Here is a 21,234-nt window from a genome sequence, read left to right as displayed (position 1 = left end):
GGCCGAAACCCGCCCTTTCTGCCCCCTGACCCTCCAAACTAGTATGCCAGTGGCATACCTCCTTAAGAACAAGGGGTGATGATGCTCCACGACGGCGAAGGCAGTCAGCAGGCCTCTTCTGTGCCCATGGGCACAGAACCTGACCAGTTGTCGCCTCCCGCGGAGACACCCCGCGCGTGCCCCCTGCGGATCCCTTCGGCGGAAGGTGCCGACCGGGAGCCGTCCCACGTACCGTCGCCGCCCCCGTTCCCCTCCGTACCCCAGGCCGTGGCGGCCTGCCGCGAAGAGATACTGGTCGTCCTGTCGACGCCCGAGGCCCTGCGCCGGGCCATCGGCACCCGCCCGTCCGCTCGGGGAGAGGTACGCATCCGGGTGCTCTACGACCCCGCCGTACTCTCCGACGAACGCGTCCGGCGAGAAGCCTCAGCGGTGGGGATGTCCGGTGCGCAGCTCAGGACGGCACGCGGGCTGTTCGGCGACCTGATCATCGTGGACCACGACTACGCCTATCTGCGGGAGCGCGACGGCGGCCACTGGGTGGCACTGGGCGGCGATTCGTCGTTCCTGAAACTCCTGCGCGCTCTGTTCGACTGGTTCTGGGTCTCGGCGATCGGCGTCGCGGGAACGGAACCGGACGCCACGGACGACTCCCGGTGGGCCATCCTGCGCATGCTCGCTCAGGGAGAGAAGGACGAGGCGATCGCTCGCCGCCTGGGCATCTCGGTGCGCACCTGCCGTCGTCGCATCGCCGAGATCCTTGACGAGGTGGGTGCGGGGAGCCGCTTCCAGGCGGGTTTCCTGGCCGCCCGGCGACACGATCTGCGGGCGTCCGACTGAGCGCGACCCGGCGACGTGACGTGGGGTTGAGAAGCACGAAGACGTCGGCGCTCTGGTCGGGCAGCTGGACAGCGGCGGTCGTTTCGCAGGTACGTGTCAGTCCACGTCCAGGACGTCCAGGGCAAGAGTGTGGGCGATGGCGAGGCGGCGGTCGATGTCGGGCGTGTGGATCCGAAGTACGTACCGGGTGTGCAGGCCCAGCTTCTTGGCGACGGTCATCAGCGGCTTGCCGTTCCCGGTGTACTTGAAGCGGTAGGGCCAGATGAACGGCACGTATTCGAGGTACGGGACGAACTCCCAGACGAACCGGACGAGGGCGACCACCCGGCTGCGCTCGCGGCCGGTCAGCTTCATTCTCCCCGGCTGCCGCACATGCCACGTCTTGCGGAGAAAGGACGAGCCCGCGTCCTCGTGGAACGAGCCGAAGGACTGGCCCGAAGCGTCCCGCACGTCGTACATGTAGCCCACCTCGTGGTCGCGGCCCTTGAAGGCGGCGAGAACGGACGTCCTGGACGCGTCCGTGTAGACGGTCACCTGACCCCTGAGCGACAGCAGCTTCTCGCGTGCGTACGCGACAGGCTCGCCCTCGGAGCCGTCCGGCCGGGCCACGCTCACCACGTACTCGCCGGCCTTGAGGCTCAGTGTCTTCTTGATGACGAAGGTGTCGTGGGACTGGATGTCCGGTGCTTTTGCGGAGGCGGGGGCCGGAGTTGAGACGGGGTCGGGGGTGGGGGCGGCTTTGGTGAGACCGACGGTGGCCTTGCCCTTCTCCGCGCCCGTTGCCGTACCCGACTCCGTACCCGTGCTGTCCATGTGACCTCTCCCGTTTTCCCCGTGTGTCCGTGTCCGTGTTTCGGTCCGTCCATCGTCGGCCGCACGGCCGGTCCGGCGCAGCCTCCGGAAGTCGCGATCCCGGGCGACGAAGGTGTCAACTTTCGTCGTACGGTGGCACGACGCTCGGCCGATGCGCACGTTCTTCCGGGGTTCCTACCGTCGGTCCGGTGTATGCGGACAGGGAAATGGATGTGGATGTGAGGGTGGGTACGGATGTGGGAACTCGACGGGTACGTTCCGCCGGGCTCACCGTTCGGGGCCTGCGGCAGCGGTTGACCGGCGGTGTGATCTGGAGCCCCGCCCGTATCGCCGGGGAGACGGTGCTCGCCGTCACCCTTGCCGGGCTCGCCATGGGCATCGGCGCATGGGTGGACACGTTCGGGCCGCGGACCGTCCTGCTCGCGGGGGCGATCGCCCTGCTCGCGCCCGCGCGCCACGCGCTGCCCGCGACCGTCCTGATCCTCTCCGCCCCGCTGGCCGGGGGGTGGAATGTCATGGCCTCCGTGCTGCTGGTCTGCGCCGCCTGGTCGGCGGGGCGGCGGATCACGGAACTCTGGCGGGTGGCCGCCGCGTTCGGGGCCGCGTGTGCGCTCCACACCGTCCCGAGCCTGTACCAGGACATCACCTCGGGGTCCGCGCCCGTGCTGCTCGTCACCCTCGGGTGGAACGTCGCGACGTTCCTCACCCTTGCCGTGGTGCCGGCCCTCGTCGGCCGCTACCGGGACCAACGGCGGCGGCTGCTCGACGCGTTGTGGCAGAACAACGAGCAACTCAAGCGCGAGCAGGCGATGGTGGCCCGCGAGGCGCGGCTGCTGGAGCGCAACCGTATCGCCCATGACATGCACGACAGCCTCGGCCACCAGCTCGCCCTGATCTCCGTGCACGCGGGCGCCCTCCAGGTCGACCCGGAGCTGACCGGGAACCAGCGGGAGGCCGTACGGATCCTCCGGGGTGCCTCCGTCACCGCGATGGAGGAACTGCGGGCGGCGGTGGGGGTGCTCCACGACGAGGCGGACTATCAGGGGCACCGGAACGAGCAGCAGTATCAGGGGAATCAGGGGAAGCTCTCCCACCAGGAGCACCAGGAGCACCAGGAGCACCAGGAGCACCAGGAGCACCAGGAGCACCAGGAGCACCAGGAGCACCGGCGGCAGCCGGTGGGCGGCGCCGCCTCGGCACCGTACGCACCCCGTACCACCGCCGCCATCGACGGCCTGGTCGAGTCGTCCCGGGACGCGGGCACGGCGGTGTCACTGGACCGCAGCGGTGCCCGGCGGCCGTTGGCGCCCGCCGCCGACCACGAGGCGTACCGCATCGTCCAGGAAGGGCTGACCAACGCCCACAAGCACGCGCCGGGCGCCCCGATACGCCTTGCCCTGCGGTACGAACCCGACAGCCTGGTCGTGGAGGTCACCAACGGGCCCGTGCCGGGCGGAGCGCCCGAGGTGCCGCCCCAGATCAGCGGCGGCCAGGGGCTGAAGGGGCTGCGCGAGAGGGTCGGCCGGGTCGGCGGCATGGTGCACACCGGGCCCACCGAGGACGGCGGCTTCCGGATCGCGGGGATGCTGCCGTACGGGGAGGAGAGCGAGGCGGGAAGCGGCGCGGAGGGCTGGGCGGGGAACGGTGCCCCGGGCGCGGGGCCGTACGGCGCGACCTCCGTCGTACCGGCTCGCGACTTTCGGGGGCAGCGGCGTCCGGGGGCGGCGGGCGACGGTGGAACGGTCATCAACGGGGCCGATCCACAAAGGGAGTTCACCACCACTATGAGCAGCAGGAAGAACGTCGCCATCGGCTGCGCCGTCACCGCCGTCGTCCTCGTCGCGGGCGTCATCGGCCTGGGCGTCTGGGGGGTAGGCGTCATGACGGAAGAGGTGAAGAAGGCGGACATCTCGCCGAGCGTCTACGAGGAGGCGAAGGTCGGGGACGCCGAGGCGGACATCCAGGCCAGGCTCCCCAAGGAGGACTCGTGGCTCACCTCGGACCTGGCGGACCAGGGGCCCGAACTGCCCCGGGGAGCGACCTGCCGGCACTTCACCTCCAAGGACGACCAGGGGGTCGACGCCCTCACCGTCTTCCGATTCTGCTTCCAGGACGGGAAGTTGGTCTCCAAGGAGACGTACAAGGCGAAGTGATGCCGGCCTCCGTGCGGCGGGCCGGCCCCAACAGGGCATGATGGCGGAGCCATTCCGTCCGCTGCTCCATCACCACGTCATGATCGACACCGCGCAGGAGGCTGTGTGATCCGGGTCCTCGTCGCCGACGACGAGCCACTCATCAGGGCCGGCATCAGAATGATCCTCACCTCGGCCGACGACATCGACGTGGTCGCCGAGGCCGGGGACGGCCGCGAGGCGGTGGAGAAGGCCCGGGGCGGCGGGATCGACGTGGCACTGCTGGACATCCAGATGCCGGTGATGGACGGGCTGACGGCGCTGGTCGAGCTCGGCCGCGCCGCGCCGAAGGTACGGGTCCTGATCCTCACCACCTTCGGTGAGCGGGACAACGTACTGCGGACGCTCGGCCACGGCGGTGCGGGGTTCCTGCTGAAGGACTCCGCGCCCGGCGAGCTGATCCATGCGGTGCGGGCCGCGGCGGCGGGCAACGCGTATCTCTCGCCCGCGGCCACCCGGCACGTGGCGGACGCGCTCTCCGCCACCGGGGCCACCACACGTGGGGAGGCCGCGCGGCGCCGGCTCGACGGGCTCACCACCCGGGAGCGAGAGGTGCTGGCGCTGCTCGGGGAGGGGCTCTCCAACGCGGACGCGGGGCGGCGTTTGCATATGAGCGAGGCCACGGTGAAGACGTACGTCAGCCGCATCCTCACCAAGCTGGACTGCGACAACCGAGTCCAGGCCGCCCTCCTCGCCCGCGACGCCGGGCTCCAGCCCGGGGGACTCCAGCCGGGCGGGCACTGACCGGCACAAACGGGCCTTCCCAGCTGGAGCCAGAGCAGCACCGCCAACAGCACCGAAGTCCCCGCCACGATCGGTCCACTCGCCCAGACCGTCGACGACCGACAGCGGCGGGTCATCGGCCAGGGGCGCTCAGGGGCTGCGCGCGGTCGATCGCCCAGTTCTTCGCGCGGGTCAGTCGGCCGTGCTGCCCCGAGCGCCCTCGACGAGGCCCTCAGGTCTTGATCGTGGCGTCGATGAGGGCCTGGAGCTGCACTGCGACGCGGTCCAGGGGTTCGGTGCTGCGCTTGGCACGGCAAAGGGCGACAGTGCCCTCGACGGCCGCGACGACGAGCGTGGCGACCTGCGCCGCCTGCTCGGCGTCGGCGCCGTGGGCACGCAGGGAGTCGGCGAGCAGGCGCCATGCTGCTGGACGAGCTGATGGGCTGGGCCTGTGCCACCGCGGGAATGCCGGGCATGACCGTCTCCCTCCAGATGCGCTACCACCGTCCCGTTCCGCTGCAATCCCCGCTGCGCGTCCTCGCCCATGTCACGGGTACCGAAGGCCGCAAGGTGTACGTGACCGGCTCGATCACCACCGAAGAAGACACCTCCACCGTCCTGGTGGCAGCAGAGGCAGTCTTCGTCTCGCCGGACCCCGAACAAGCCCGGGCCCTGTTTCCCAGCCTGTGAAGCGCTCCTGGATAGGCTGGCTCCGCCCCGGCAGAAGAGGTCCCCACCGTAGACACCGCTGGCGGCGTCGGATGGTCAAGCTGGCTCCCGCCGGGTCAGTGGTCCGAGCTGAAGGAGACATGCGCTCAGCGAGGGATCCCCCTCGTGCAAGGACTCGCGCAGTCCGTTGAGCTCTGGCTTCGGCAGCACTCCGGCCCGGCAACGACCCCCTACGCCCGCCGCCTTGTGGTCTGCAACCAGAAGGGCGGCGTCGGCAAGACCGCTACTGCTGCGGGCATCGCCGGAGCCTGCGCCGAAGACTCCTCTCCGAGAGCGGCCTGGACGGCATTCCCCCGATCGACCGCTGAGGGGTGCCACCGCAGGTACGGTCATCATCACGGCACCGACGACGTCACACACCACCGGACCCAGGGGGCATTGGGCGTGGAGAACGGATCGCAGAGCATCCCGTGGGGCGGCGAGTGGCGACGTCACCTCCGCTCCGATGCCGAGATGGATCTCGTGCGCTCGTGGATGCACCTTGTCGAATGCCCGACCTGCAAGGCAGCCGCAGGGTGGGCCTGCCGCACAGCGGGCGGCCGCCCGACCAACGAACGCCGGACCCGACGGCGATCCGGAGGCCCTGTTCGACACGATGATCCGCGCGTAGATCGACATGGTCCGCAGGATGAATGCGATCGAGAAGGAACGAACCGACGGCTGACTGGCGGGCCAACACTGATGCAGTACCAACCTGCATGCTGGCGGTGTCCCGTTCGAGCGAAGGGATGAGCTGTGCCCGACCGACCTGAAATCGTCTGCCTCTGCGGCTCTACCCGGTTCGTGGACGAGATGCGTGCGGCGAATCGTGATCTGACCTTCGCCGGGGTCATCGTTGTCGCGCCAGGCGAAACAGACGAGTTGATCACCGACAAGCAGAAGAAGGCGCTGGACGCCCTCCACCTGAGCAAGATCGACCTGGCAGACCGGGTTCTGGTCGTCAACCCTGACGGGTACGTCGGCGAGTCCACGAGCAGGGAAATCGACTATGCCCGCGCCATTGGCAAGCCGATTTCGTTCACCGATCCCGCCCCCGCTGCAACGTAGTTCGCCGGGGGAGGACCCCAAGATTCCTGTAGAGCCAGTCGGACCAGACCTGTGCGGCGGGCGGGTAGGTGCCCGGGGCGTCGTCGGCGAGGCGGGGCGCGGTGACCGGCACGGCCGCCGCCATCGCTTCCGCCGCGCTCACCCGGCTATGGAAGGAGAGGACGCGGCGGAAGCGCTCTTCGGTGGCGGCGTGCATCAGGCCGGTCTGGAAGGCGGCGAGCCGGGCCCCGCGTACGGCGTCGGAGCGTGAGGGCCGGTGAGTGAAGCTCTTTCATCCTGAATAGTCGCAGGTCAGTAGTACGTGGATGGCTTGGACGGTGCGGCTGATGCGGCGGGTCGAGCAGCGTGCTCGGCGCATGATGTGCCAGGACTTGAGTCGGGCGAAGGCGCGTTCGCCGGGGGCTCTCAGTCGTGCGTGGTCGCGGTTGAACTGCTGGTAGTGCTCGGGCTGTTCGCTGTGGTGGTAGTAGGGGGTGCGGAAGGTAGCGCCGGCGCCCTGGTAGGCGCGATCGGCCAGGACAAGGATCTGCCGGGTGAGGCAGGCCTGCACGATGCCGTGGGCCCGGGCCGCGGTCAGGTCGTGTGTGCGGCCCGGTGTCGCGCGGGAGAACCACAGGGGGGTGCCGTCCGGACGCGCGATCACCTGCACGTTCATGCCGTGCTTCCGGTGTTTCATCGAGTAGTACGGCTCGTCCGCGCGGACGCGGTCGATGGGGATCACAGTGCCGTCAACGATGACATGGTCGCCCTCACCGAGAGCGGTGAGGGCTTCATGAAGGCCGGGAGCCCAGGCGGCCAACACTTCCAGAGCCTCGTCGACGTACCGCCAGGCGGTGGCCTGCGATATTCCGAACCCGGCGCCGAGCTGGGCGAACGTCTCGTTCTTGCGTAGGTGGACCAAAGTGAGCAGTGCCTGGTCGAAGCAGCCGAGCTTGCGCCAGCGGGTGTTGCGGGTCCGGCGGTGCCCGTGCAGCAACCACGAGACATGCTCGACGAGCTCGTGCGGGACGTCGAGCGTGGCAGGATACGGAACCAACAGGGCCCCTTTGGTCGCCGGTGTGCTGAGTGGAATCACCACGCCAACGACGAGGGGCCCTGCCTCGTCACCACACCCGCTGACCAGCCCATTTCACCCGCCAGCACAGGATGAAAGAGGTTCACTCACCTGAACTCCTCTTGGATCAGACTCTGTTCGGGCCGGGCCCGTAACCACCATTGCAGACGATAGCGAGGGCCCTGGGCCGGAAGGCCGGGTGACCGGGCACCGTCGGCCCTGAACTCCGGCCTTCTCTCGCCCGCCGCACGGCCACACGCCTCCCGTGAGGCACGACGATGTCGTCATGCAGAGTGAGTGCGTGACTGAGCAGAGCGTCTACCGCCAACTGTGCGAGTTCCGCGAGACCTTCGACCCGCCGGAGCTCCTGGCGTGGCCGGAGATCAGTCATGGCCTGTTGCTCATGATGATGAGCCGCAGGAAGCAGCACCAGCTGGTGTCGCAGCGTCTGCGCGTCCAACTCGAGCCGCAGTTGGACACGGATCTGGTCCTGAGGCGGCAGACCGACATGGAGGACGCTGCTCTGGGCGTCCTGCGCGTCCCGGACCTGGTGGTGATCGATGAGAAGGAGGCCACCGCCGACAGCGACGCGATCGATCCCCGGCGTTCGCATCTGGTCATCGAGATCGTGTCGCGGTCCAATCCGGCCAACGACTACGAGGGCAAGCTGCGCGACTACCCTGCGATGGGCGTTCCGCACTACCTGATCATCGATCCCCGGGACGGCAGCGCCGTGCACCACTGGGCGCCCACCCGTCGCAGCGGTGAAGCGGCGTACGACAATCGGCAGCACTACGTGTTCGGAGACATGGTTACCGTCGGCGGATGGAAGATCGACACGGCCGGGCTGCCCCGCTACGGGGAAGGCGGTGGCCGGTGAAGCACAGGATTGCCGAGTGAGACCTTGGGTGCAGTGCCGTCCGTGTCGGCCGGGTTCTGTGATCGACGGTGTCAGGTGGTCTGGTCTGGGTTCTGGCTGCTGTCGGCGGGAGGCGTTGCCGGGGTGGGAGTGGTGTAGAACACGGATGAGCCCTGCTTGTTGCGCTGGGCCTGGTTCTTGGCCACGAGTCCTTCGAGGGTGGTGCGCACGACCGTTGCCTTGATGGTGCGGTCGGGATGCTGCCGGGTGAGGGCTTCGGCGATTTCTGCGGCGGAGCGGGGTTCGCTCTGGCCTGCCAGGAACTCGCGTGCCAGGGCGACCAGTGAGGACTGCTGAGGCTCAGTGGCCTTCGCGGGCGCTGTCTTCTTCGCGCTGCGTGCCTTGCTTGTGGCGGGTGCCGACTTCTTGGCGCGTGTCTTGGTCCCCTTGGCCGGCGCCGTGGTGGTCTTCTTCTCGGCGGGGCGCGGGGCGGCGTCGGGGGTGGGGGCGACGGTTGCTGTGCCGAGGGCTTCCTGGAGGCTCAGCAGCACCGTACGGTCCCTGTCCAGGTCGGCCAACTGGCTTTGCAGGGCGTCTATCTCGGCGCCGAGACGTTCCTGCTCCTTGAGGATTCGCTCAAGGTCACCGGCCACCTGCGCCGCGTACTGGGAGGTAACCCCGTTTTGTGAAGCCGTAGTGTCAGGCATGATCGTGCTGCTCCTTCACAACTGTTGTGGGCAACAGGCCCGTGTTCCGCGCCAGACCGAGCGCACCCTCGTCCCGTTGACGCCACGGGTGTCCTGCGTCAGTGACAGTACGCATGTGACCAGAGAAGTGTCTCAACGCTCACTCGTCCCCGCTGCTCACTATAGGCATGGCCGTGAGGCACTTGGGCAAGTCATGGGGCTCTGCGTTGGATCTGCACACTCGGCTGCACCGTGCCAGGGACTGTCCGCCCGGGGACAACCGGGCGCAGGAACGGGCCCGTGAGAAGCACGTCGGTACCGGCTGCGGCAGTGCGCTGAGCCAGCAGGGGGAGCAGCATGTTGCTTTCTGGCAGCAGCCACGCCGTCGGACGTTTCGAGAAGGTGCGCCCACAGGGCCTGGCCGCCCAAGGCGCTGCCGACGCTTTGAAGGCGTCGGAAGAGGGGTGACGCGGCGCCGGCCCCGGATAGTCCATAGTGGACTGCTTCATGCTGATCTCCTGGGAAACGGATACCTGTGACCACTGCTGCCAGCGACCCCACTGCCGAACGTGTTCCCGGCCGGGTCTGGACAGTCCGCCTGGCCGGCTACGCGGACCGGAGCGCGGCGGTCACCTGCAGCACCGCGGCGTGCCGGATGCCGCCGCGCTCCAAGGACCTGGCCGCCCTGAGGGCGTTCGCCGAACAGCATGCTGCAGCGCATGCGCGAGTGGCCACCGTCCATGGCAACGCCTGGTGCCACTGCGGCTCCTCACAGTGCGCCGCCCACCCTGAACGTCCCGTTCACTGCGCGGGCGGCGTGGCACTGGTCCTGCAGCACGACCCGGTCGTGGGACGCGTCTGGACCCTGGAGGAGGTGTGCGAGGCATGCGCTCCGCTGATCCCCCACGCCCGCGTTCTGGACCGCGCAGGAAAGCCCTCACGCGCTGAGCGACCGCGAGAGGATCAGGGGTCCGCGCCTCACGCTGTCGTCTCCGCGCGGCCGGGTATTCCCGGCGGGTTCTCCTCGCCCGCAGCTCAACCAGCCGAGGGCGAGGTACGGAAGTCCCGCCGTTCCCGCTCGGCGTCACGGGACGCTGGCCCAGCACGTCGCGGCGGAAAGAGACCGGGCCGCTGAACGAAAGCCTCGGACTGCGTTATCGCCGCCCCCGAGGACTGGGTACGAAACGGCCGCATGCCCAGCCCTACCGGCAGCCGTACCCGGGAACTGTCAGAGACCTTGCCACCGCACGAGAACCTGACGTGCTCAGAAACGCGACCCGAGCACGGGACCTGGCGGGTGGCCGGGAAGCGCTGTGGGTGCGACGCAGGAGGTAGCTGCCGTGCCCAGCATTCTCGTCCATCCGCAGTGGGGCATCGGCACCTCATTCGCCTCGCGTGCCGCACACGGCACAGGCAACCGCAGTGGGGTGATAGACCGTGAACACGCTTCGGCGCTGCTCTGGGCCGTGGCACGGACGCGTGCCTCCTCGGTGTCTGCGCACTGATCTGATCCGCGCACGCTATGCTTGATCTTGAGCTGGTCGCCGCAACTGCGGTTGGCTGGTGTGGCGTTGGTGGTCCAAGGAAAGACGCCCCGCTTCCTGCGGGGAAATGCAGGTGCAAGGCCTGCCCGGCGCTCAAATACAGACAGGCCGGTCCGCACACGGTGCGGATCGGCCTATCTCATTGATCTGCGAAAGCGACGCGTGGCCCCTGACGCCGCGACCCCTCAAGGTGCTGGTCGGGTTTTCCGCGCCCAGGTGCGGGTGCGGCGGAGCGTCAGCGGCCTGTGGCTGATGCCGATGGCGACGACGTTGCATCGACTGGTGCGCTGTTACTGGTCCCTGACCCGCCAGCCAGGGACAGCAGTAACAGGAACAGCAGCAGAGCGCCCAGTCCGGAGCCGGTGGCTACCGCGACGGTGCGTGGGTTGAGGGAGCGGTGGTGTCCGCGGACGTGGGTGCCGTTGGCGCGTTGGTAGGGGCGGACGTAGGCGGTTGCCCCGGTAGGAGTCTGTCGAGGGCGCGGTGTGGAGCGGCGGGGCGTGGCGGCTGATTGTGCGGCGCGGGGTCGGGTCTGGCGGTGGTGGCCTTTGACGTAGGTACCGTCGCGGCGACGGTGCGGGCGTACGTAGGTCACGGGCAGTCCTCGGCGGTGGGGTGGGGGTAGTCCCCTTGGTGGAGCCGTGCGGTTGACGGCATGTCCTTCGAAGGTAGCGACCACCACTGACAATCCAGGACCGGCAACTCGTGTCCGATGCAACTCCGTTGAGCGTCTGCCGGTGGATTCCGGGTGTGTATCGGCAGGTGGTCGGTCGTTGTCAGTGCCGGGTGCTGTCATAGATGCGGCGGGGTATCGCCTGGCTAGGGGGGAATGTGCACGAGGTCGGCGTTTTACAGGAAGTCGATGACAGCTGTGAGGGCGTGCGTAGGCCGCGGTGCGGTGCGGCGGCCGAGGCCGAGCGGTGAGCCCGCGTCGGCGGCGCAAGGGTGACGATGATCTGCTGGTCGCGTTCGGCGGACTCGTGGTCGTCGGGCTGGTGCTGGTCAAGGTCGGGCAGTGGGTGCGGGCGCACTGGTGGATCCTGCTTGTGATCGGTCTGGTGATGCTGGTGGTCCTGGCTGCCGGGGTCCATCAGCGGGTGGACCGGATGAGCAGGGCGCGACGGCGGGTGGAGGGATTGACCTACTCGCTGGGGCAGTTGGATGCCATGCACCACAGTGTGTTCGAGGGCGCGGTGCGGGACTTGTTGGCCCGCGACGGTGCCCATGATGCGCTGCGGTGCGGCGGCCGGGGAGATCTCGGTGCGGACGTCAAAGGCCATGATCCGCTGGGGCGGTTGTGGGTGATTCAGTGCAAGCACCGCAGCAAGGGCCCTGCCGGGTCTGCTGTCGGGACTCCTGACCTGCAGACACTCAACGGTACGGGCCGACCGGTCCACGGCGGTGACGTCGTGGTGCTGGTGACGAACGGGAGGATCTCGGCTCCGGCCCGCGACTTCGCCCTACAGCAGCGCCTACACCTGGTCGACCGGCAGGTACTGGAGCAGTGGGCACAGGGCAGACGGCCCCTGTGGGAGATCCTTCCGTCTGTTCCACCGCCCCGCAGGCATCCGCGCGTCCAGTGACCGGCCGCGTCCGCTGCTACCCCGGCAGTGATACCGGGGCCCTCTTCCCAGCCGGGTGCAGACAGTGCGTCAGTGTCAAGCACGGCAGCGAGGCGAGCTGCGAAGCCGTACCGGCAGCCGACGACTTCGAGCTCTCTGCCGGAACGACGCCCCAAGACGCAGGGCGTCCTGCCCAGACCCCCGCCGCCTTGGTCTGCTGCCGCAGACGGGCGCCAGTCAGCGTTTCGGCATGATCCGTCACACAGCGGGGACGATCTAGTAATGCCGCTGGTCTGCTGCTCGGTGTGTCGGTGTGTCGGTGTGTCGGTGTGTCGGCGGTGCAGTCGGGCACGACGTCGATCCGTTCATGGGTCTCGGCGCATGCCGTGGATCACGGTCTTGGTGAACGTGTCGTTGATGTCGGTCGAGACAGTCCGCCACTCGACGCGCTCGGCGATGCCGGAGGTGAGGAAACGGCCCCGCCCCAGCTGGCCGTGCATCGGCCGGTTGATGTTCGGGGAGAAGCCGGACGTGCGTTTCCAGGACTCGCCGTGCGTCAGGAACAGGTCGTGGACCCGGTCATGAGACATCCCGTGTCCGTCGTCGTGAACAACGATTTCTTCGGGAGCATCCATGGCTCCGACGGCGACGGTCGTCTCGACGTTCATCGCCTCGGCGTCGAGTGCGTTCCAGATCAGCTCGGCAAGGATGTCCACCGGGCTGGCACGTTCTACGTACCCGAGGATGGTGTCCCGGCCTGCGCGTACCTGCTTGGTCTCCACCGCGACAGCCTACGGAACGGTGAGTCTTCCGAAGGGTATCCGAGTTCATCGCGATGGCGGCGATGTGGAACATGGCGAGTGCCTCGTGGTAACGGCGTCACGGTGGTGCCCGAGGAGCCTGCTGAGTGAAGCTCCGCATCTGGGGAGGTCGCATCCGAACCAAGTCGGGAAGGATGGGCGAATCGCTGGTCGACCCGGCATAAATGTGATCGACTTAACTCTCGGTCAAGGCTAGGGGGACGCCGGGTGTCGGACGCGTTGATTCGCCGGTTGGCCGAGCTGCTGAGAGAGCAAGGTCCCATGTACTCGGACGCCCTGCTGCGCGTTGCCCGTGAGTTCTGGCCCGGGGTGAGTCGCCGACGTCTGGCACAACTGATCCGTGACGCCGAGAGCCTGGGGCTTGTAAGGACAAGTGACGGGCTGGTCGAGGCATGTGTGGTGGCCGACATCACGGACTCGGAAGAGGGGGACCGGCGCAGGCCAGGCGTGTTACGAGCGGTGGTGCTGGATGTTGAGGCCGCGGTCCGGCCCAGTGCCCAGCATTCCGGTGGGGAGCGGCGGATCTACCAACTCGGTGCGGTGCGGCTGTCCGCCGATGCCGGATGGGTGGACGAGGCACCGGAGTTCGAGGCCTGGCTGCGGCTGCCGGATTCGGAGTGGGAGGGGCTGATCCGCAGCGATCAGGCCCTGGCCCGGTATCGGGAGGAAGTCCGGGCCGCCGAGGAGGTGTTGGGCGCCTTTCGGGAGTGGCTCGGGGATGCCGACGCGCTGGTGGCGTACAACGGTACGGCCGCGGACTTCGGCTGGCTCGACGAGGAGTGCTCGCGGGCGGGGCTTCCCGCTGTCGATGGTGTGCTGCGGGTGGACGCGCTGTACCTGGCACAGGCGGTGTGGCCGTGGCTGGACTCCTACCAGCTCGCTGATGTGGCCGCGTCCGGGGGTGTTCCGACGCAGGCCGGACGGCTGCATGACGCTCTGGTGGATGCCCGGGTGACCGCACTGGTCGTGGGGGCGGCGGTGGAGGATGTGGCCGGCTGGTCAGAACAGTGGTGGCGGTTGGTGGCGTGCGTCGGGGCGGGATCCGCCGCGTGGGAGCTGGTGGCGTCGCTGACGGACCGGAAGCCGGTCGGGGGAGTGGACGACGAGAGCGTCGCCGAGTTGCTGGCGGAGGCACTGCATGAGTGGGGCGAGCCGGTCCGCGCGCCGGACCGAGAGAGTTCGGGCCTGGCCGCTCTCACGCTTCCGGCTCAACTCCTGGGTCCTGGAGGTCGGGTAGACCCTCACCGGCTCGCTGTGGCCGTCGCGGTGGGCAGGGAGGTGGAGTGGCGGCCGGCGCAGCAGGAGATGGCACGGTGGCTCGGCGCACAGGTCGACGCCGGACGGGACGGGATGTGCGAGGCCCCGACGGGGACGGGCAAGAGTCTGGCCGTGCTGGCGGCGGCCCTGGACTGGTTGGCGGCCGACCCTGGCCGACGGGTGGTGCTCTCGACCTTCACCCGCCAGCTGCAGGGGCAGTTGGCGGGTGATGTGATGGCCCTGGCTCGGGTGACGCCGGGGCTGGAGTCGCTCGCCGACGTGGTGAAGGGCCGGCGCAATCGCGTGTCGTTACGGGCCCTGGTGGCCGCGCTCGTGGATGCGGCCGAGGCGGCCGGCGGGCGTCGGGCGGGCCGTATTCGCTTCGTCGGCGACGTGATCTTCCGTGAAGTGCTGGTGTGGTTCGTACGTCGCTTGGCGACTGCGCGGGGGCAGGCGCAAGTGTGGTCGGCGCGCAGTGTGGACGTACAGGATCTGCCGGCGTTTCTGGTGGAGTACGTGCAGGCCTTGTCCGGCGGGGTGCTGGCGCTGTGGCTGGCGAGTGTGAGCCAGGAGGCAGAAGACTACCGGCCTGGTTCGGGTTCGCCGCTCGCGCCGTGGACGGACTCGGTGGGCGAGGCCGTGGCCGGGCATCGACTCGTGATCGCGAACCATGCGTTGTTGCAGGCGCATGCCGGTGCCTTCGACCGTTCGACGCTGCTGGTGGCCGATGAGGCACACGCGTTGGAGCAGGCGGTGACCGTGGCGTCGACGGCGCAGGTCGACATCCGCGCGGTGGAGAACCTGTTCGCCGACATGGAGCGGTGGGCTCGGGAGTTCCAACGCGCCGATGTCTCGGAGTTCGCGAGGCTGCTGCGCGAAGGACAACGGCTGCTGGAGACCGAGGCGATGCCCCGTGCGGCGCAGGGGGTCTTCGACGCGGTGGGAGGCGAACCGGGACGGCGCGTCGCGACCTTGGCGAGTCCGTACGGGGGACTGATCACGGTGGCCGGGGCCCGTCAGCTGCTGGGTCGCCTTGAGCGGCTGGGGGGCTGGGCTCAGGCAGCGGGCCGGGAGTTGGTGCGGCTGACGCGACTGCCGGAGGTACGGCAGGCGCCGTGGTGGGAACGCGAACGTGCCGCACTGCTCATCGCGCGTGTGGGGGTGCTGGCGCAGGAGGCCGCGACGGTGGTGGCCGACGCTCGCGATGTGCTGGGGGCGTCCCCGGAACCGGTGGACACCACGGACGAGGCCGCTGCTGATGACGGCGACGACGAACCGGAGTGGGACGAGGAGTCGCCGGAGAGCATGCAGGACTTGGTGGACGAGCCGCTGCAACAGGTTCTGCCCGGGCTGACGGCGAGAACGGGTTTGGCGAATCGAGTCGTCTTCGCGAGCGAGGCTGGCGAGGTGACCGCCGCGGTGACAGCGCGCCGCTACCCCTTCTCGGTTTCCTCCGCGCCGATCGAGCTGAGCGCGGATCCGCAGTGGCACCGGGTCCGTAGTGGCTTCGGCCGCATCCTCTATGTGTCGGCGACCCTCACGGTCGCGGGATCCTGGGCCTACGTTCGGCAGCGTCTCGGCCTGGGCGGCGAGGTGGATGGGACCGCGCTGCCGAGCCCGTTCGACGCCTCCCGGCAGGCCCGGCTGCTGTGTCTCTCAGATTTCCCGAGCTGGGCCGAGCATCCGCAGGCCGCCCACCGAACGGTCGCGCACCAGCTGGCGGGCTACGCGCGTGAGGTGGTCCGTGAACGGCACGGGGCCTTCGAACACGGTGCGCTGGTGCTGACGACGTCAACGGCGGCGGCGGAGGCGGTTTCGGAGCGGCTTTCGGAGCAGCTGGCCGTGGACGGAGCTTCACTGCCGGTGGCGGTGGCGCCGCTGCTGGGCAACGCGCGAGCGGCGAGGGAGTTTCATGACCTGGGCGGCTTCTGCGTCGCCACGCGCGGCATGTGGCAGGGAGTCGACTTCCCCGCACGGCGGCTGGGCCTGGTATGGATCAACAAACTTCCGTTCGCACCCTTCGCGGACCCGATCATCGCCGCTCGGCGCGCGGCAGCCGCGGAGAGGGCGAGGGCGGCCGGGGCGGCCGACACCGAGGCAGCCGCGACGCGTGAGTACTACCTGCCGCTGGCGGCGATGGATCTGCGCCAGGCCGTGGGACGGCTGCTGCGCTCGGTGGACCACCGGGGCGTCGTGGTGATCAGCGACCGCAAACTCGCCGGGACGACCGCCCTGCGCCGCGCCTACCGCCAGGTTTTCCTGGAGTCGCTTGATCCGGGGCTGCTCACAGCCGATCCGCTCACGGGCGAGGCGGCGGGCGGGAACATCGTGACGATGGCTCAGGGATGGGAGATCATCTGGCGCTTTCTTGCCGAGCAGGGGCGCCTGGACGCCTCGCGCGCACAGGAGTTGTGCACACCGCAGGCGTTGGAGGAGCACACGTTGCTGCCCGCCACGCGTTTGATTCGCCAGGCCGGGATCAGTCCCGAGGAAGTCGTGCGTGCCCGCGAGGACGGGACGCTCCCTTCCCTGCTGGCCGAGCGTTGCGAGGCGGTCGCCGGACACCTGCGCTTCCAGGACGGCCCGATGACGTTGAAGCCCGAGCAGCATGCCGTGTTCCGCGCCGTGGGGGAGAACCGGGATGTGCTGGCACTGCTGCCCACGGGGTTCGGGAAGTCGTACACCTTCCAACTGCCGGCGCTGGTCCTGCCGGGCGTGACCGTGGTGGTCTCGCCGTTGGTGGCGCTGATGGCCGACCAGGCACTGGAGCTGTCGTCCGCGGTCGGCGGCGCGGTGCGGGCGCTGGTCGGTCCCATGGCGGAATCGAACAGCCGCGGCGGGAAGACCGAGGTCGCCGAGGAACTCCGCGGGACCGGTCGGCACGGCATCAAGCTGGTGTACGTCTCACCGGAGCGACTCGCCGATCGACGTTTCGCGGATCTGCTGAGGCAGGCCGCGCGCACCGGTGTTCTGGAGCGGGTGGCAGTCGACGAGGCGCACACGTTCGTGCAGTGGGGTGACGACTTCCGTCCGGGGTTCCGCCGCGTGGAGGTGTTGCTCCGCGAGTTGCGAGAGCGGTTCGGGGTGCGGGTCACGGCGGTGACCGCGACGGCGAACCGGCAGGTCCGAGCCGGACTCCGGGAGGGACTGTTCGGCCTGGAGGGCACGGCGGCGGGCGATGAGACTTTGGTGACGGTGCAGGCGTCACCGCTCCGGCCCGAACTGGCGGTCTACCGACGGACGATGCGGTCGGGCGGTTCTCAGGCTGTCGCCGGTCTCGCCGAGCGGGTCGCAGAAGCGTGCGAGGACCATGCGATCTTCTACTGCCTGACGGTCAAGGAGGTCGAGGCGCTCTACGCCCATCTGCGAGAGTTCGCTGTCCAGGGCAGCCAGCGCGTGAGGCGTTTCCACGGCCGGCTGTCGGAGGCGGAGAAGGCCGCGGTGCTCACGGAGTTCAAGGAAGCGCCGGGCCGTGGCGAGGACGGGTTCGCGCCGCTGCTGATCGTCGCGACGAGCGCGTTCGGGCTGGGGATGAACCGCCGCGACATCCGTTGTGTGTTCGTGGTGTCGCCGCCCACGGACTTGTCGGCGCTCTACCAGCAGCTCGGCCGTGCGGGCCGGGACCAGGCCGGGCGGGCACAGAACGAGGTCGACGCCCCGTCGACCGGTATGGCCCTTGGAACGGGGCGCGGGCTGCGGACCGTGGCCTGGCTGGCCGCCCAGGGCCTCTCACCGGATGTACTGCGTCGGCTGGGCCAGTCGGTGCTGCGAGCCGGTGTCTCCGGGATCCTCGACCCGGAGCGGCTCGCAGCCGACTGCATGGCCGCCGACCTCCAGGCGGGCCTGCTGCCGGCCCAGCAGGCTCAGCAGACCGCCGTGTGGGATACGTACCGCACTTCCGTGGTACGCGCGCTAGCCGTCCTGGCCTCGCTGGACGCGCTCACCGACTTGGGGGACTTCCCCGAGCGCGTGCGGATCACGCCGATACCCGGCGCAGCTCGCCCCGTCGGCTCCGAATGGGGCCCGGCCGCGGCGGTGGTCGGCGATCTCGCCGAGCAGAGGCCCGGAAGCCACCAGGTGACCGATGTGTACGCGCTCCTTCGGGACAGCGCAGCGGGTCCGGTGGTGCCCGACCCCGCAGCCGCGTGGACCGCGCTCGCCGCCCTGCACGATTTGGGCGTGGTCGACGTCTCCCAGGCTGGCAACCGGCGCACCCTGACGGCAGTTCGGGTACCCGACGGCACGGCTCTGCCGGGCACCTTCGACGCCCGCATGCGCGCCGCCCGGGAACGCGCCCGCCAGGACCTCGCCGACCTGCGAGACTGGTACAGCGCCGCCGACTGCGCGACCGAGGCGTTCAGCGTCTACTTCACTGGCAGCCCGCTCGGTGGCGACGGGCACGTGTGCGCGACTTCGGCGACCCGGTGCTCGGCCTGTTGGGCCACCGATGTCTCGGCCGCGAGGACACCGCGGCTGCTGCAGGCCTTGAACACCCCGCGGCCACGTCCAGTGGTGCACCGTGACAGCGAACCCTACCGGCGCGCGGCCGACCAGTGGATCTACGCCTTGCTCTGGGACAACTACCGAGGCCTGACACCGGCGATGATCCGCCGTGTGCTCCGCGGCGAGGAGACCTACCTCTCCCGCAAGGACGGTGTCCGCCGACCGCTGTGGCCGCGCCTGCTGTACCACCGACTGCGCGGTGTGGATCCCGGCATCCACTCATCGGACGTGATCGCGGCCCTCCAACGCCTCCATGCGGACGGCCACGTACTGCCCTCGCAGGACGGGGCCCTGTGGCGGCTGCGCCGCTACGTCGAGCACCCGCCGCAGGAGGTGTGAGCATGCTGCCCCTGACTGAGCCGCCCGCGTGGGCGCCCTTCGACGACGAACCGCTGTTCGTACCGGAACTGCTGCTCGGCGCGGATCAGATGGATGCGGCTGTCGCGGAACGTACGAGCCGTTATCTGCGCCAGGTCGCGGTCGGACGCGGCGGGGTCCTGCACGTCGCCTGTGCCTGGAACGCGCTGCACTTCGGCTTCGACCTTGCCCTCGGCGCCTACCACTCGGCGTTACTGGATCCTGAATGCTTCCACGCGGTCCGTCCCGCCGCGGACGCGGCCCGGTCCGCGGTACCGGTCGGCGCGTTCATCCGCATCGAGCGCGGAACACGCTGGCTGTGGGCGGAGGCCGTGGGCAAGATCGGCGCATCCCGGGAGTGTGACGACGACGGTTGGATGCCTGCCGCCCGTTCGGGCGACCGCGCCGGCGTCCTTCGTCCGGACGGCCTCTGGGAGCGCGAGGAGACCGTGGTCGTGGACGCCGGCGCGTTCGGCCCGCCCTCCGCGATCGAGTTGAAGGAGACCGCCAGACTGCGCCGGTCCGGACTCCTCGACACGCGTGGGCACCTGACGTCCACCGCCCTGTACCAGACGCCTGACCTCCCGCTGCTCGAGGACGCGGCGTTCTACCAGAGGTATCTGCTCAGCGAAGCGCGTCCTCTGCTGGCCACCGGTCCGCTCGCCGGGCTCATCGACGACCCTCACGACATCGACCTGCTGAACCAGGCACTCGCCGCGAGCTTCGACACCATCGCCGAGCTGCTTCGCCGTTCGCCCGGCTTGCGTATGTGGGGTCCGTACGCCGTGACCGCGATTGACAAGGTCGGCCTGCCGGGCTCCATGGTCGACGAGGTCGCCCAGCGGGTCCACCGTGCGCGTACCGGCCCACCGCGCTACACCGCGATCTGGCCTCTGCTGTGTGCCGCCGCCGACGCGGCAGGGGCACGGGACCTCACCGAGGGGACGAACGCGTTGGTTTCCCAGGCTGTCGTCAACTTCGCGATCGCCGACCGTGCGACCCGGTCCACGGCACAGGTCGACCTGCGTATCGATGACCTGTGGCAACAGGGCGGCATCTGGCGTGCACAGCAGCCTCCCGTTCCCTGGTATGTCGACGGTGCCGACCCGTTGGCGCCGCTGGGTGTCGGACACCACGAGCACACGGGCTCCCTTGCCGCCACACCGCCGGACCCCGACGAGGCCCCCGCCCTACAAGAGCCATCAGGGGAGCCCTGCACCCTGCCGGAGGACACTTCGGCACCAGCCCTGCTGGAGGAGAACGCACCTGACGAACCCGTACCGGCCGTCGAGCATCTCGACGACAGCCTCACCGTCTACACCTGCTGTCTGCTGCCGCGCCACATCGACGACGGCACGCTTCCGCTGCCGACCAGCGCCCGGGAGGATTTGCCAGACGGCCCGTTCATCCTCGAACTTCATCACGACGGTGATGCGGAGGATCCCCGGGAACCACAGGAAATCGGCCTGACGGTTGCAGGGTTGACCGGCGTGGCCTGGCCATGGTCGTTCTATCCCGGCATCAAACTCACCGTCACCGTGCCGCGCGGGGGACGTCGTCTGCACGTCGTCACGGCCCCGCTGGACGAGCCCCTTCATCTCGACGGTCACGGCCCCTTCTCCTGGGACTGCGACATCGGCGTCCTACGACGCCACCTCGGCCTCACACCGCAAGAGCCGGAGCGGCAGCCCTCGGCTCCTCGGCGACCGGCGCGCACCGGGTACGCCCCAGCGGTCGACAGCCTGTGTTCCCTCGTCGTCGCGGGACTGCGCCGCCACGGCACACCGGGCCTGTTCGACGCCCGCTCCATGCGGGGCCATCGACTCAGCGCCGCTCTTTTCGGACCTGGCCCCGTGCCGCCCCGGCTGATGTGGACGGTGATTCACACCTGTGAAGACATGGCCGCCCGAGGGCTGCTGGAGCGCGAGGCGGGAGCGGGCGAACCGGACCTGTTCATCTGGTGGCCGGATGACAAGGCGCCCACGACGCGAAAGCGTCCGGACGCGCTTGAACACCGGGTGCTACGAAATCATGTAAAAGCTCACTACGTACCACCTGATCGTCGTAGGCTCCCCCCGGGGCGGCAGGCGAGCGATCACGCACGCGCCGCATATGCGCGGTGGCGCATCGAGATGCTCGGTCCGGACGCCGATACAACCCTCCCAGCGGGCTACACCTTCGTCCGCGGTCATCGGCGCGGCACCGAACAACCCCCTTCCTGGCATGACGACTTGATCGATTGCACTTGAG

14 protein-coding genes are annotated in these 21,234 nt (G+C 69.2%); 9 read left to right on the top strand and 5 right to left on the bottom strand.

Annotated features, from left to right (window positions below; genetic code table 11):
• Window positions 1–126: 126 nt before the first annotated feature.
• Window positions 127–837 carry a helix-turn-helix domain-containing protein gene (locus ACIPSE_RS44895; RefSeq protein ID WP_401675517.1) on the top strand — a complete coding sequence of 237 codons (711 nt, stop codon included), beginning with the start codon at window positions 127–129 and terminating at the stop codon, window positions 835–837.
• Between the two features lie 96 nt (window positions 838–933).
• Here the strand turns inward: ACIPSE_RS44895 and ACIPSE_RS44890 are convergent, their stop codons facing one another.
• On the bottom strand, window positions 934–1,650 hold the full coding sequence (locus ACIPSE_RS44890) for a hypothetical protein (RefSeq protein ID WP_401675515.1): 717 nt from the start codon (window positions 1,648–1,650) through the stop codon (window positions 934–936).
• 305 nt (window positions 1,651–1,955) lie between these two features.
• Between ACIPSE_RS44890 and ACIPSE_RS44885 the strand changes: the two genes are divergently transcribed.
• A complete protein-coding gene (locus ACIPSE_RS44885; RefSeq protein ID WP_401675513.1) occupies window positions 1,956–3,803 on the top strand; it encodes a sensor histidine kinase in 1,848 nt (615 codons plus the stop codon).
• A gap of 105 nt (window positions 3,804–3,908) precedes the next feature.
• Entirely contained in the window at window positions 3,909–4,586 is a 678-nt protein-coding gene (locus ACIPSE_RS44880; protein ID WP_401675511.1) for a response regulator, read from the top strand.
• A 211-nt stretch (window positions 4,587–4,797) separates the two neighbouring features.
• Here the strand turns inward: ACIPSE_RS44880 and ACIPSE_RS44875 are convergent, their stop codons facing one another.
• Window positions 4,798–4,965, bottom strand: coding sequence for a hypothetical protein (locus ACIPSE_RS44875; RefSeq protein ID WP_401675554.1), 168 nt, complete (start codon window positions 4,963–4,965; stop codon window positions 4,798–4,800).
• Between the two features lie 20 nt (window positions 4,966–4,985).
• On the opposite strand from ACIPSE_RS44875, the gene ACIPSE_RS44870 reads away from it, so the two are divergent.
• Window positions 4,986–5,255 (top strand): PaaI family thioesterase, encoded by a 270-nt coding sequence (locus ACIPSE_RS44870; protein WP_401675509.1) that lies wholly within the window; start codon window positions 4,986–4,988, stop codon window positions 5,253–5,255.
• A 774-nt stretch (window positions 5,256–6,029) separates the two neighbouring features.
• The gene (locus ACIPSE_RS44865) at window positions 6,030–6,341 is read left to right on the top strand and encodes a hypothetical protein (RefSeq protein ID WP_401675507.1); all 312 of its coding nucleotides are present in this window, start codon (window positions 6,030–6,032) and stop codon (window positions 6,339–6,341) included.
• A gap of 271 nt (window positions 6,342–6,612) precedes the next feature.
• On the opposite strand, the gene ACIPSE_RS44860 is transcribed toward ACIPSE_RS44865, so the two are convergent.
• On the bottom strand, window positions 6,613–7,419 hold the full coding sequence (locus tag ACIPSE_RS44860) for a transposase family protein (protein ID WP_401675505.1): 807 nt from the start codon (window positions 7,417–7,419) through the stop codon (window positions 6,613–6,615).
• A gap of 277 nt (window positions 7,420–7,696) precedes the next feature.
• Between ACIPSE_RS44860 and ACIPSE_RS44855 the strand changes: the two genes are divergently transcribed.
• On the top strand, window positions 7,697–8,275 hold the full coding sequence (locus tag ACIPSE_RS44855; RefSeq protein WP_401675503.1) for a Uma2 family endonuclease: 579 nt from the start codon (window positions 7,697–7,699) through the stop codon (window positions 8,273–8,275).
• 71 nt (window positions 8,276–8,346) lie between these two features.
• On the opposite strand, the gene ACIPSE_RS44850 is transcribed toward ACIPSE_RS44855, so the two are convergent.
• Window positions 8,347–8,907 carry a hypothetical protein gene (locus ACIPSE_RS44850; protein WP_401675501.1) on the bottom strand — a complete coding sequence of 187 codons (561 nt, stop codon included), beginning with the start codon at window positions 8,905–8,907 and terminating at the stop codon, window positions 8,347–8,349.
• Window positions 8,908–11,404: 2,497 nt separating this feature from the next.
• On the opposite strand from ACIPSE_RS44850, the gene ACIPSE_RS44845 reads away from it, so the two are divergent.
• Entirely contained in the window at window positions 11,405–12,067 is a 663-nt protein-coding gene (locus ACIPSE_RS44845; RefSeq protein WP_401675499.1) for a restriction endonuclease, read from the top strand.
• Window positions 12,068–12,411: 344 nt separating this feature from the next.
• Here ACIPSE_RS44845 and ACIPSE_RS44840 read toward each other — a convergent pair whose 3' ends face one another.
• Window positions 12,412–12,828, bottom strand: a complete 417-nt coding sequence (locus ACIPSE_RS44840; protein WP_401675497.1) for an ATP-binding protein — start codon at window positions 12,826–12,828, stop codon at window positions 12,412–12,414.
• Window positions 12,829–13,074: 246 nt separating this feature from the next.
• On the opposite strand from ACIPSE_RS44840, the gene ACIPSE_RS44835 reads away from it, so the two are divergent.
• The gene (locus ACIPSE_RS44835) at window positions 13,075–18,966 is read left to right on the top strand and encodes a DEAD/DEAH box helicase (RefSeq protein ID WP_401675495.1); all 5,892 of its coding nucleotides are present in this window, start codon (window positions 13,075–13,077) and stop codon (window positions 18,964–18,966) included.
• Window positions 18,963–21,233, top strand: coding sequence for a hypothetical protein (locus ACIPSE_RS44830; protein ID WP_401675493.1), 2,271 nt, complete (start codon window positions 18,963–18,965; stop codon window positions 21,231–21,233). Before ACIPSE_RS44835 ends, ACIPSE_RS44830 begins: the two co-directional genes overlap by 4 nt.
• Window position 21,234 lies beyond the last annotated feature (1 nt).

Source organism: Streptomyces sp. NPDC090106, assembly GCF_044747265.1.
Taxonomy (GTDB): Bacteria; Actinomycetota; Actinomycetes; order Streptomycetales; family Streptomycetaceae; genus Streptomyces.
This window is presented reverse-complemented; position numbering and strand designations above follow the sequence as displayed.